The sequence below is a fragment of the Ekhidna sp. genome (genome assembly GCF_040220215.1).
GTDB lineage: Bacteria > Bacteroidota > Bacteroidia > Cytophagales > Cyclobacteriaceae > Ekhidna.
The window spans coordinates 20286-34247 of sequence record NZ_JAVJTR010000015.1; the positions used below are offsets into that span (position 1 = coordinate 20286).

A 13962-nucleotide genomic window follows, 5' to 3' on the forward strand; every position below is an offset into this window, starting at 1 on the left:
AAATGCCGGATTATGAAAAAGTTACTCATCGTTGATGATCATGAGATTGTAAGGGATGCCATCAAATTCTACTTCGAAGAAGATAAAGAGTTCGAGGTTGCTGCAGAGGCTGGAAATGGTATTGAGGGAATGGAGAAACTTCGCGGAGGTGAATTCGATGTGGTCTTGACTGATTATAACATGCCTGAAATGGATGGGTTGGCTTTTGTTACCCAAATCCGTGAAGAGTTTCCGGATCAAAAAATCCTGGTGCTTTCCATGGTCAACGAAGCGGCATACATAAATAAAATGATCTCCAAGGGTGCAAACGGCTATATCTTGAAAAACTCCCCTAAAGAGGATCTGATTAAAGCTTTGAAAAAGATTTTGGAAGGTGAAGACTACTTTGCCGAAGATGTTTATAAAGCCATTGTCAGTCAAATAGCAGGGCGCAAGCCCAAGCAGCGACTCACCCTTGAAACAGAACTAAGTAGCAGGGAAAAAGAGGTTTTAGAATTAATTACCCAGGAATATTCCAATCAGGAAATAGCAGATAAACTCTTCATCAGCCAGCGAACAGTAGAAACTCACAAGCGAAACTTATTGGAAAAAACAGGATGTAAAAACATTGCAGGCCTGGTCATGTACGCCGTGGAGCGCAACCTTGTTTAGTTGCTTAGATTTACTGCTGCTCTATTTCCGAATAGATTCTTTCTTGTCCCTTTTCAACAGGAATTTCAATCCTGGAGCTTAAACCCGGATTCAGGTTTTGCATTTCAAAGCTACCGTTCAACGCTTTTACACGAACAGTTATGTTATTCAGACCAGCTCCCTTTTTGTAATCCCCATTATCCAGCTGAGGAATTCCTTTCCCATTATCACTCATTTCCAACTTCAACCGATCATCGTATAAAGAACACTTTAAAGTGGCTTTTGAGGCATATGCATATTTGACCATATTATTGGTCAGTTCCTGCACAATCCGGTATACATTCAATTCAATTTCTTTGGAAAGACCTATTTCAGGCAAATCATAATGCAGTTCCATTTCGATCCCTTTATTGGCCCTTACATTTTCAAAGAGCTCCTCTATTGCATCAAATAAGCCGCTATTTTGAAGTGTTGTGGACAATAAACCATGGGAAATAGTCCTGGATTCGTCAATGGTTTCCTGTAAATAATCCAATACCTTTTCAAGTACACTCATCTTGGTATTACCTGCTTCCAAAAGATTCTTGAAGTGAGAAAGATTCATTTTAGACACAGCGAGGTATTGGGTAATACCGTCATGCAATTCCCTTCCAAATCGAGCACGTTCTTTTTCCTGAGTCTCGGTTATCGCTCTAATCAACTTCTTCTCCATCTGTCGCCTCTCTGTGACATCCCTTAAATAGACTGTCAGCCCATCCCGCTTTGGAAATACACTGACATCTAACCAAAGGTTTTGTTTATTGAGAAACTCAAACTGCCTTTTTTTCTCTTTATTCATTGCAAGAGCCAACTCCTTTAGCAATATATTATCTGACTTTAAATCAAAGTCTTCCCAGATGTTAGCACCAAGTGCCTCTCCTTTTTCAATAGAAAAAAGCTCCTCTGCCATACGGTTCCAATGGGTGACAATGCCGTCATTGCTTAAGCCAATGAAACCATCCGTAATACTTTCCAGGATGTCAATTTTTTCCATCTGTGCAGCTTTCAGCTCATGGATGTCCTGAATACTGCCATAAACCTTCAGGCACTTGTCACCTGAAAATTCTGCTCTTCCCGTTAGGGAAATCCATTTACGGTTTCCATTTTTCGTATTGATCTCCAGTTCTTCTTCCCATGGTTCACGCTTTTTCATAGCTTGCTCATGCGATTTCAACATCTCTTCATAGTCATCCGGATCGAAGAATTCCTTGATGTTTTCCGGAGTAGGTACAAAATCCTGATCCACTTCATAGATTTCTCGTGCAATAGGTGACCACTCAACTTTCTCTGTATTTGGATCATAGATCCAGGTGCCCATTTTAGCCAGACGCTGAGATTTTTCCAACAGCTCTTCCAGCTCTTTATTTTCCGTGACATTTCGGGCAACTGCATAGATCAGGCCTTCTTCAAACACAGGTATCGCCTTCCATGAGAACCAAATATATTGACCGGATTTTGTCTGATACCTGTTTTCAAACTTCCAGGTAGTTTCGCCTTGGGACAATGAACCAAGCTCTTTAGTGGTGGCTTCAATATCATCAGGATGCACAAAGTCAACAATGGGTTTGCTCAATACCTCATCTCTTGACAATCCCAACATATTGCACATCGCAGGATTTACTTTCTTATAGAATCCATCCATTCCTGCAATACACAAAACATCGGGTGATAGGTCAAAGAAACGGTTCAGTTCTTCTTCAGTCATCTTACGTTGAAGATAAGGGGCCATCTCTTTCGCAATCGACTCCAATATTGGCCGATGTTCACTGATCCTGATGTGTTTACTCTTACCTAGCAATAGAATAATACCAATGATTTCATCTTCCAATGGTATTGGTAAGGAAATTCCCACATCCAAACCGACTTTCAATGCCGCTTTTGATCGAATGAAATCAGCATGGGTGAGCTTAAACTCATCCATCGCTTTTTTTCTGATCCAGGTTTGACCGGGTATTCCTTCCCCTTTGGAGAAGCCAAAGATCTCCTTCGTTTGTTTCTCAAACTTTTTGCCTGCCTCATCACCAATACCGGAACCGATTCGATTTAGTTTCCTTTTATCTATGGAAGCTGTCCAAAATTCCACAACTGATACTTCGGTATAATTGGATATCAATTTGGCGATTTGTGAAAGAACATCAGCCACAGGCTCTGAGCCATTCATTGATTTTGAAATAATGCTCATCAACTCCTGGTGGCGCTCCAGGTTTTTTCTCTTGGTCACATCAGTTACTGCCCCTATCATACGCGTAGCATTGCCTTTTTCATCCCGCAGGATATAGCCAATGTCATTTACATAGGCATATTCTCCATCTGCTTTTAAAAACCGGTACTCATGCTCACATTTGGTTTTACTCTTGTCCTTTAAGTGAGCTCTTAGTATTTCGTACGCTGTTTCTTTATCTTCAGGATGAACCCTCTCCTCCCAGAAATGCTCTGCTTTCGCCTGCTCGTTGGTATAACCAAATAAGGTTTTGAGCGAGTCACCAATTCGGAACGTTTCACCTGTTTGCAGGTTCCACTCGTATATGTGATCTCCCGATGCTTTTGAGGCCAGTTCATAGCGCTCATTGCTGACCAGCAACTCGTTGGTTTTTTCTACCATTGCGGAAACATCCCTGGAGTTGATCACCACCCCGGCCACCTGCTCATCATCCAACATGTTGGTGAAGATGGATTCTATCCAATGGTATTTGCCTTTTGCATCTTTAATACGGAAGGGTTTGGGCTTAATACGCTTCTTTTTCTTTAGCTTTTCGAGGGTTTGCATGACCATAAAGGCATCTTCCGGATGCACATAATCTATGGGGCGTTTCCCTATTAATCGCTTTAGGTCAAATCCAATAATGCGTTTATGATTTCCGCTCATGAATGTGTATTCACCATTGGCGTTGATCACGCTGATAAGATCACTTCCCTCATGCGTAAGCGCCTTGAACCTCATTTCACTGGTCCTGACTTCTTTTTCTATTGATTTTCTGTCATCAATGTTCCGGAAGTTTACCACCACACCTTCGATTCCATCCGTTTTTCGCTGATCGGACAGGATCGCTGAGACCCAAATATATTTTCCGGCCTTAGTTCTAATTTTACATTCATCGGTAATGGTTTCCTTATTGGAACTCTTAAGTACTTTTTTCAGCACTTTCATTCGGTCTTCCACTTCTTCCTGTGGAAAGTAGGTAAGAATGGATGCATCTAAAAATTCTTCCGGTTTATAACCCAAAACCTTTTTAATGGAAGGACTCACATACTTTATCGAGGTGTCCTCATTGACAATAATCGTACATTCAGAACTGTTCTCTATTAAGGCCTTATATTTTGTTTCTTCCAGTAAACGGGTGATTCGTTCATCCCTTTCCCTAAACGCCTTGATAATGGCAGCCGGCAAGTGCTCCACCCGCTCTTTAGGAATAAAATCGGTAGCACCTGTCTTTATGGCTTCCACTGCGTTTTCTTCCCCAAGGGTTCCTGTCACGAAAATGAATGGTGTTACAGGATCCTTTTCACGTAAAAGCTTTAGTGCCTTTAACCCATCGAAGGTAGGCAGGTTGAAATCTGAAAGAATCAGGTCGGGTTTAAAGGTATCCAACAGTTTTTCATACTGATCTCTCTTAAATGTCAATTTAAAAACGGGATCAAAATCCATGTATTCGAACTGGAGTTTTACCAGTTCTGCATCGCTCGCCACATCCTCCAAAATAAGAACTCTCAGTTTTTCATCTTTCATTTCCTGCCTCCTTTGCAACTCTCCCAATTTGATTTTTTATGCTGATGGTCGCTGATTTAGCAATCCCCAGTAGTACCCTATGTCCTTTACCGCCTTAACAAACTGATCAAAGTCCACCGGTTTCACGATATAGCTATTCACTCCCAGCTTGTATGTTTCCACAATGTCCCGTTCTTCCTTGGAGGAAGTAAGCATGGTAACCGGGATGTATTTAGTTCTTTTATCGGCCCGGATGGCTTTCAGTGCTTCTATCCCATCCACCTTGGGCATTTTAAGATCCAGCAAAATGATTCGTGGCTTTTGGGCGGTATCCCTTTCGGAATATTCCCCTTCACCAAACAAAAAATCAAGCGCTTCTTTGCCGTTCTTCAGCCATACAATCTTATTGGATAGCCTAAATTCCTCCAGGGCCATCAAGGCCAGCTCTGCATCGTTTTTGTTGTCTTCGACTAAGAGTATTTCTACTAAATGGTTATCTGTCATAGCTATGTGTTCTTTGGTATTGAAAAATAAAATGTTGATCCTTTGCCTAATTTAGATTCTGCCCACACCTCACCTCCATGGCGTTGGACGATTCGATGCACAATGGCAAGTCCTACACCTGTTCCTTCTATGTCTTCTTTGTCGTGCAACCGCTGAAAAATGCCAAAAACTTTATGAACATATTCCATCTCAAACCCCACACCATTATCCTCCACCTTATAAATGACCTTTCCCGATAGTTCTTCACCACTGATGGATATCGTGATCTTCCCTTTGTCTCGAGAATATTTTATTGCATTCTCAATGAGGTTGTTCCATACAATCTTTATCATTTCACGATCTGAAAATACATTGGGCAAAGGATCCAGATTAAAACTAATTTCCTCACTTCCGTGTGTCTGTGTTTGTGCTTTAAAAACCTGCTCCACAAGTAGGTTCATGTCATAATCTACAAATCGGTTTTCAATTCTGCCTACACGAGAAAATTCCAACAGGTCATCGATCAGGTGACCCATTTGAGACACGTTATCCAGTATAGCAGACAAATAATGCTGCTCTTGCTCATCCAAGCGGCCATCTAGTTTCCTGTCAAGTACCGTACTAAAGCCGTTGATAGCACGAATGGGCGCTCGTAAATCGTGTGATACGGTGTAACTAAAATCCTCAAGCTCTTTGTTACTTTCTCGTAATTCCTTCGTGCGAACATTGACTTGCTTTTCCAGCTCCTCATTAAATTTTTCAAGACGCTCTTCAGCTTGCTTTATCTCAGTAATAACCATATTGATACCCGTTATCCGAATAGGGAAACCATCATCCCCATAAATAATTTTTCCTCGCCCGGTTAGATAATGCAATGACCCGTCCCTGTGTATTACCCGAAACTCGGAGGTGAAATCTTCACGGTTTTCAATGCTCCTGGTAACCGCGTTGCTTACCTTCTCGCGATCATCAGGATGTACCCGTTTTTCAAAATCTTCATACTTATTTTTGAACTCGCTTTTTTTGAGATCATACAGCTTGTACATGGTCTCATCCCATACGATATGGTTTTCCTTCATGTCCCAGTCCCACACACCAATTTTTCCAACACTCAATGCGAGTTCTAACTGCTGAGATTTTCGTTCATACTTCTCCCTTAATTCATCGATGAACGAACTCCCAATGACATTTAAAGCATAGTCTATTAGTTTATTCTGTCCATCAACAATCTCTAATATGGTTTCAATGCTCTCATGAGATTTAGTTTTAATAAATTCCAATGCATAATCCCGGTACAACATCACAACACGAACCCAATCTGAAAATCCTAATCCGGCCTTCGCATACCCAATCGCCTGAGCTCTTAATAGATTCGTGTACTGCTCCCACTCCCCTTCCTGAATGGCTGCTTTTTGCAGCCTCCTGGATATTTCTTCCTGCTCCTGACGTTCCTCTTCCGTTTGACTGCTAATGATTGGGCCCAATACCGGGTCGTCCTTAAGTCCCTCCCGAAGGTTCGCACTGATCTCTTCATGATGCTTATCCAGAAAAGCATCGTAGGCGCACAATGCCTGCAAATCCTCCTCGTCGAAGACGGGATTTAAACCTTTTTCTATTTTCTCATCAGTGTTAATCATCGTACTTAGGTAATGCTATGTAGAATGTCGCTCCCTTGTCTAATTCAGCTTCTGCCCAGACCCTTCCACCATGACGGTCAACGATCTTTTTGACGATGGCCAACCCCACTCCGGTACCTTCAAATTCGTCTGCATCATGTAGTCGCTGGAATATCTTGAATAGCTTGTCAGCATACTCCTCATCAAAACCAACCCCATTATCCTTTATGCTGATAATCGTTTCAGTACCTTCATTCTTTCCCTCCACTTCTATTTTGGGGTTTTCTTTCGTAGAGCTGTATTTGATCGCGTTCCCTATCAGGTTATTAAAAACCTGTCGAATGAGATCTTTGTCTGCTTCGATCCGAGGAATCTCACCAATGCTAATTTCAACCTTTGAATTACTGACCACCTGCTTTTCTTCCTCAAATACTTCTTCGATCAGCTGTTTAGGATCAAAGACACTCGTTTTCTGCTCTTGTCGGGACATTTTGGAGAACGCAAGCATATCATCGATCAGCTTCTTCATTTTATCCACATTCTCCACAATGGTATTTAAGTGTCCCAAATTGCTTTCGTCCAGTTGGTCACTTGCCTTCTTTTGAAGAACCTTTGAAAATCCATCAATGGCACGTAAAGGAGCTCTCAAATCATGTGAAACAGAATAGCTAAAGGATTCCAGCTCCTCATTCATGGCCTGGAGCTTTCGGGTGTTTTCTTTAAGGGCTACTTCCTGTTGGTGCTTCTCTATGAAGAAGCGTACCTTATTTAGCAAGACTTCCGGCTCAAAGGGCTTAGTAATGTAGCTAAATGCGCCTTTTTCGTATCCCTGGAAGATATTTATGCTATCCGTGTAAATGGCCGAGATGAAAATGAAGGGCATATGCTGGGTCTTTTCTTCCTGCCTTAGAAATTCAGCCAGTTCATACCCATCCATCTGCGGCATTTGAATATCCAGCAGGGCTAATGCAAAATCATGATGAAGGGTCAATCGAAGCGCTTCATTTCCACTGGTTGCCTTGAAAAGGTTGACCGGCAGGTCACCTAGCAGCCTCCCCAAGGCCACCAGGTTTTCCGGCCGATCGTCAACCATTAGGATATTGGGTTTATCCAGGTTCCTTCCCGCAATCACTAAATCTGCATCTGTAATAATTTCTTCCATAGCTTTCTTATTATTTTGATAACCAAATCCGCATGAGCGACAATAGTCTGTCTACATCTACCGGTTTGCTTATATAATCACTGGCTCCCGCATCAATGCACTTTTGACGGTCGTCCTTCATGGCTTTTGCTGTTAGTGAAATGATGGGCAACTCCTTAAACTTTTTCTGTTTTCTGATCTCCTGCATACACTCATATCCGTCCATTTCAGGCATCATAATATCCATCAGCACTATATCCACATCAGAATGGTGTTTCAACTGTTCAAGCGCTGCTTTACCTGTGTCCCCTTTTATGATCTCAAATCCGCGCTCAGTCAATACCTTGGACAAAGCGAACACATTGCGCATGTCATCATCTACTACAAGCACTTTCTTTCCCTGAAAAACTTTATCCTTGTCGTACAGACTGGTGATAATCTCTTGCTTTTGGGGAGGCAGGTTCTTTACTGTTCTATGAAGAAACAAAGCGGTTTCATCCAACAGACGCTCTTCACTTTTCACACCTTTTACAATAATTGTTTCGGCATATTGCTCCAGTTCCTGTGACTGTTTTTTGGTTAGCTCTTTACCAGTGTAGATGATGATTGGCGGAACCTGACCCTGCTTTATTCCTTCCATTTTTTTAATGAGCTCAAATCCGCTCATATCCGGGAGTCCAAGGTCCATCACCATGCAATCCACCTGTTCGTTTTTGTAAACCTCCAATGCGTCAGCTGCCGAGCTGGCTTCCAGGCACTGTACATCTCCATTACCTATGAGCTTAATGATAGACCGTCGCAAGTTGTTGTCATCCTCGATGACCAGGAGATTTTTCATCTTGCGGTTGGCGAAATTCTCAATACGCTCAAACGCCTGATTTAGCTGCTCTTTTTTTACCGGCTTAGTGATGTACTCTACCGCACCGAGCTTAAAGAGATCCAGACGCTTCTCCTCTGCTGAAATGATGTGAACGGGTATATGTCTGAGGTTAGGATCGGACTTAAGTTCCCTAAGTACTGTTTGTCCATCTATTCCCGGTAGTTGAAGGTCCAGGATGATTGCGGTTGGTTGAAAATCACGTGCCAGCCTTATTCCAGACTCACCGGAATGAGCAAGCAGGTATTTAAATCCTTTTCCCTTTGCCTGCTTTGCCACAATATTGGCAAAATCCTCATCATCTTCTATGATCAGGATTGAATGGTCTCTGCCTGAGATTTCCTGCCGGTCATCCTTGATGTCATATTCGGTTTCGCTTCCATTTGAGGGGATAATTAATGACTCTTTTCTATCCGGAATGTGATCAACATAAGTAGATACGGCAACATTCATCGGGAATATGAAAGTAAACGTAGACCCTTCTCCCGGCTCACTTTTAAGTTCCAGTTTCCCGTTTAGCAATTTTGCCAACTCCCTGCTAATGGATAACCCCAGACCTGTTCCTCCAAATCTTCTCGAGGTGCCCCCGTCAGCTTGCTGAAAAGCTTCAAACACCACTTGATGTTTATCCTTCGGAATTCCAATACCTGTATCAGTCACAGAGACAGCCATGTGTATATCAGAATAAGATTTGAATTTCACAGCCACTTTCCCTTTCTCCGTAAACTTGATGGCATTAGAGATCAGGTTTCGCAGTACCTGACCCAGGCGCTGTTTATCCGTCGCAATATTTTCGGGTAACGCAGCATCTACTTCGATTTCAAAATCCAACCCTTTCATACTCGCCTGCTTATCGAATCCTCTTTTGAGTTCATTGACAAGCTCATTGATAGTAAACTGGGAAGCATTCAACTCCATCTTTCCCGCTTCTATTTTCGAGAGATCCAGTATTTCATTGATCAGGTTCAGTAGGTCCTGCCCACTTTTCAATATAATCTCAGCACTTTCAATTTGATCCTCGCTGAGGTTATTGCCTTTATTATCCTTCAGATCTTTAGCGAGAATCAAAAGACTATTGAGCGGCGTACGAAGCTCGTGGCTCATGTTGGCCAGAAACTCGCTTTTATACTTACTGCTAATCTCTAGTTGCTTAGCTTTTAATTCAATATCAGTTCTGGCCGTTTCCAGATCCTGATTCTTTTGTTCTACAATCTGTGTTTGTTCCTCCAGCTCTTCATTGGATGCCTGTAGCTCCTCCTGTTGCTCTTTCAGCTTCAGGGTTTGCTCCTCCAGCTCCTCATTGGAGGCCTGCAGTTCTTCCTGTTGCTGTTGCAGCTCTTCACTCTGTCTTTGGGTTTCTTCCAGAAGCTCCTGTACCTTGGCTTTCGCAATGGCAGAACTTATCGTGATACCCACACTCTCGGAAATAGCTTCCAGAAATTCCTTTTCGATATCTAAATACCTCTGGTCTTTGCCTATTTCGATGACCCCAAGAATCTGATCCTTAAAGCGGATAGGTGCAATCACTACATTTTTAGGAGCTGCCTCTATGATAGCTGAAGATTTTCTCAGCGATACCTCATCAAGATTAGAATACTCCTGAATTTCTCCCGATACAGCTGCCTGACCCACCAGCCCTTTCCCCATCTTATAACTGAGATTATCCCCATTTTCATCTAAGGCATACGTTCCCTGTAGACTTAGAGTGTTGGAATCATCATTCAATAGATAAAAGGCACCTATGTCAGAATCGGTGTATTCAGCAATAAACTTGATGGTGTCATTGGAAAGCTGGACGAGATCTTTTTCTCCACGCATCGCTTCGTACATCTGATTGTGACCTGTAGTGAGCCAGTCATACCGTTCACTTTCTTTCTTCCTACGGATCAAAGAGTCCCTCATATCTCTTAGCGAATTACCGAGCAGGTCCAATTCGGTAAGCCCTCCTACATTTATTTCGGTATCCAGATTGCCCCTACCTATTTCGTTGGCTACTCCCACGGCATCATTGACCGGACGGGTTATGCTGCGTGTCACGATAAATCCCAATAGTATAGATAGGAATGCCCCCACAAGAAGTGCAGACCATTCACTTATAACAAGGGTATTCATTTGGTCAACAAGCAAACCGAAATCAGCCACCATCAATTCTTGCTGATTATCTGCCATTGTTGAGAGTAAATCTTTTATTTCAAGGGCCACATCAGAAGCTTCTTCTGCAAGTATTTCCCTGGCTCTCTCAGGATCAATCAAATACAGGTTTTCAATTTCATTTTGATGGTTTTCAAGCTGAGTGAGAAGTCTGCCGGCGCGTAAAAATCGCTTACTATTTTCGGGGTTTGTCCACCCTTCAGAAAGACGATCCATTTCCTCAAAAGCCGGAAATATTTCATCATTCCAGGCTTTTGATCGTTCATCTATATAAAGTGAATCTTGCAGGATAATCCAGCCTCTTAAAGCAGAGCTTGCATGGTTAATACCTGTTACTGCCTTTAAGCTTGCTCTTGCTGTGGGTGCTCTTAAATTAAATAGTTGATTGGCAGAGTCTTTTGCTTGCCGACTGATGAACAAAGAAGTCAAAACTACAATGACCACTACACAAGTCATCAAAAAATAGCCGACACCTATTCTTCCACCAATGGATTTGGAATTAACTTTCATGGACTAGTTTATATTGTTCATCAAACGCTAAAAGCTGATTTATCAAACCCTCCACAGTCACTATTTTATTCGGCTCAAACAGTTGCAGTGCCGACTCGGGCATGGCAGGAAATTCTGCAAATGAAGGTTGCTGTACCATGGTGTAACCACCACGCTCTTTAATCCTCAATAGCCCTTTTGCTCCGTCTGAATTGCCCCCGGTTCCTAAAAAACCAATGACTTGATTGCCGAGAGAATAAGCTGCTGTTTCAAAGGTGACATCAATAGAAGGTCTTGCATAGTTGACCCGTTCATCATAGGTAAGTGTAAACGACCGATCTCCCTCAATCAAAAGATGGTAACCCGGTGGAGCCAGGTAAATGGTTCCGTTTTGTATGGTTTCCTTCTCTTCGGCCTCTTTTACAGTCAAGGGTGTTTTGTTATTCATCAGGTTAACCCAACTATCACCGGTATCTTCTGACAAGTGCATAACACATACAATTGGTATGGTGAAGTCTGCAGGCAAAGCCTGAAGCAAGGTCACAAGCAACTTCATGCCGCCCGCAGACATACCAACCACTATAAGCCTACTCTTACAATCCTCCATTAGCTGTATTTCTTTTTATAAATCCGATGTTTATTACTGATCACATCATAATGATTTTCATATTCAGTAAACCGAATGTTTTCTTTGTTACCAAGACACAGGACTCCTCCTCTGACAAGACTTTTGAAAAGAGTCTCATGCACCCGATTTTGCAGCTCCCTATTGAAGTAGATGAGCACATTTCTGCAAAAGACCAAGTGCACTTCAGCAAAGTCAGAATCAGTCACCAGGTTATGATCCGCCCAAACTATTCGTTCTTTCAACTCTTTATTGATTATGGCAGAATCGTATTGTGCGCTATAGTATTTAGAAAACTCGTCCTCTCCTCCGGCAGTGCGATAGTTGACTGCATACTTTTGTATGTCTTTGAATGCATAAATACCGTCATCAGCACGCTTCAATGCTTCCTGATTAAAGTCAGTCGCGTAGATTTGGGTGCGATTAAGTAACCCGGCTTCTTTCAGTAAAATAGCCATGCTGTATACCTCCTCTCCTGTGCTACATCCGGCATGCCATATCCTCAGGTATGACCAGGTCTTGAGGAGTGGGATGATTTCCTTTCGGATTGTGACATAAAATTCAGGATCACGAAACATTTCTGTCACTGTAATGCTCAAATCCCCTATTAGCTGGTAGGCTATTTCTGTTTCCGTGACCACCAGTTGGTTAAGCTCATCAATTGAGTCCATGTACAACAGGCGCATCCGGTTAAGAACACGCCTTTTTACGTGTGCTTTGGAATAATTTCGGAAGTCATATCCGTATATATCAAACAAAGACAGGATTAGCTCTTCGATAGCTTTGTCCTCTTTTTCCAGGTTTGGAATTTCTGAAACAGGTGTGCTCTCTTTTTTCATTAAGAATTCTTATTAAAGGAATTCTCAAAATAGTAAGTATTAAAACGTTAGTTGGTAGTAAAACAGCGATTACAAAATCATAAATACTGCTATAATGATGTCGTAAATTTTACGACATAACGTAAAGGACCCTGATTAGATCAATTTGTTATCCAGTGCGTATCTGATTAAGTCGGCGTTGGATTTCGCATTCATCTTCTTGAAAACACGGAATCGATAAGTATTGACTGTACTTACACTGAGATTTAGTTCATCAGCTACTTTAGTTACAGATTTGCCAACGGCTATTTTTAGAAAAGTCTGTAGCTCCCGATCCGATAGATACTCATGAGGCTGACCCTCATGACCCTGTACCAATTCAATGGATAAGAGCTGGGCTACATCCGGACTGATATATTTTCTTCCATTCAAGATGGTTTGAACTGCTTCAACTATTTGTTTATCGTCCGCGGTTTTTGAAAGATACCCAAAGGCTCCCGCTTTAATACACCTGACAGAAAATTGGTCTTCGGTATACATGCTTAATATAAGCACACGTACGCTATAATCATTTTCCTTAATTTCAGTGAGAACCTCCAATCCGTCTTTTCCCGGCATATTTATATCCAGAATAACTAAATCCCAGTCGCCCCCGGATATTTTTTTTAGCGTTTCAGAACCAGTAATCGCTTCACCAAAAGTAACATTAGAGAAAGCATGAGAAAGAATATGTTTTAACCCCGTTCTGATGGTCGAATGGTCATCTGCAATTAATATTTTGATGCCATCATTCATATGGTTTGGTGAAGTTCAATTTTTGTGAATTTGCTTTTATAGACTCTGTACTTCTAATTATCCGCCGGTCATCCTGGCTTTTTCTTTCATCCCAGCATGCATAGAGAAAGGGTAATTGAGCGTGTTGCATCAATCAGGATGTATAAAAGTCACACCCGATTCAGAAAGCGTCTTTTTGCACGCCTCTTGGAATGAATGCGAAAATCGTATCCGTAATGATTACATTAAGATTGGATTAGCGGACCTTGCATTGGCTTGATCCTCTTTTTAGGTGTTTGGAATTTTTGAAACGGACGTACGCTACTTTTCTCATTGAGATTTCTTGTTGATGGAAGGCTCAAAGTAGATAAGTTTTAAATCGTTAATTGGTAGTAATGCAGCGATTACAAAATCATAAATACTACCATAATTATGTCGTAATTTTTTCGACATAACGTTTATTTTGACTTATATTAACCTGAGTTCGACGTAAGCATTTTTAAAACCAACAAAAAACCGTCATTCAGAGGCTCACTGGGCTGATAGTGGGTTGGAAGCCGTGGAATCTCTTCGAATAAGAAAGACTCCACGCCTTTTTTCCCTCGCACTTCCA

At 41.8% G+C, this 13962-nt stretch carries 10 protein-coding genes; 1 reads left to right on the top strand and 9 read right to left on the bottom strand.

Translation table 11 applies throughout. From position 1 onward, the window contains the following. Nucleotides 1-12: 12 nt before the first annotated feature. On the top strand, nucleotides 13-651 hold the full coding sequence (locus RIC88_RS08580; protein WP_350217125.1) for a response regulator: 639 nt from the start codon (nucleotides 13-15) through the stop codon (nucleotides 649-651). 10 nt (nucleotides 652-661) lie between these two features. Here RIC88_RS08580 and RIC88_RS08585 read toward each other — a convergent pair whose 3' ends face one another. From RIC88_RS08585 to RIC88_RS08625, 9 genes are all read right to left on the bottom strand, one after another. Beyond that, entirely contained in the window at nucleotides 662-4396 is a 3735-nt protein-coding gene (locus tag RIC88_RS08585; protein ID WP_350217126.1) for a PAS domain S-box protein, read from the bottom strand. Between the two features lie 36 nt (nucleotides 4397-4432). Beyond that, the gene (locus tag RIC88_RS08590) at nucleotides 4433-4879 is read right to left on the bottom strand and encodes a response regulator (protein ID WP_350217127.1); all 447 of its coding nucleotides are present in this window, start codon (nucleotides 4877-4879) and stop codon (nucleotides 4433-4435) included. A 2-nt stretch (nucleotides 4880-4881) separates the two neighbouring features. After that, complete coding sequence (locus tag RIC88_RS08595) at nucleotides 4882-6495, bottom strand: sensor histidine kinase (RefSeq protein WP_350217128.1); 1614 nt, start codon at nucleotides 6493-6495, stop codon at nucleotides 4882-4884. Then, nucleotides 6488-7636 (bottom strand): sensor histidine kinase, encoded by a 1149-nt coding sequence (locus RIC88_RS08600; RefSeq protein WP_350217129.1) that lies wholly within the window; start codon nucleotides 7634-7636, stop codon nucleotides 6488-6490. Before RIC88_RS08600 ends, RIC88_RS08595 begins: the two co-directional genes overlap by 8 nt. Before the next feature lie 10 nt (nucleotides 7637-7646). Further along, a complete protein-coding gene (locus tag RIC88_RS08605) occupies nucleotides 7647-11153 on the bottom strand; it encodes a response regulator (protein ID WP_350217130.1) in 3507 nt (1168 codons plus the stop codon). Further along, nucleotides 11143-11739: a chemotaxis protein CheB gene (locus RIC88_RS08610; RefSeq protein WP_350217131.1), complete on the bottom strand. Its 597-nt coding sequence runs from the start codon at nucleotides 11737-11739 to the stop codon at nucleotides 11143-11145. The genes RIC88_RS08605 and RIC88_RS08610 overlap by 11 nt, the downstream gene beginning before the upstream one ends. Further along, the gene (locus tag RIC88_RS08615; protein ID WP_350217132.1) at nucleotides 11739-12596 is read right to left on the bottom strand and encodes a CheR family methyltransferase; all 858 of its coding nucleotides are present in this window, start codon (nucleotides 12594-12596) and stop codon (nucleotides 11739-11741) included. Before RIC88_RS08615 ends, RIC88_RS08610 begins: the two co-directional genes overlap by 1 nt. A 135-nt stretch (nucleotides 12597-12731) precedes the next feature. Next, the gene (locus tag RIC88_RS08620) at nucleotides 12732-13370 is read right to left on the bottom strand and encodes a response regulator (RefSeq protein ID WP_350217133.1); all 639 of its coding nucleotides are present in this window, start codon (nucleotides 13368-13370) and stop codon (nucleotides 12732-12734) included. A gap of 309 nt (nucleotides 13371-13679) precedes the next feature. Continuing rightward, the gene (locus RIC88_RS08625; RefSeq protein ID WP_350217134.1) at nucleotides 13680-13802 is read right to left on the bottom strand and encodes a hypothetical protein; all 123 of its coding nucleotides are present in this window, start codon (nucleotides 13800-13802) and stop codon (nucleotides 13680-13682) included. Between the last annotated feature and the right edge of the window lie 160 nt (nucleotides 13803-13962).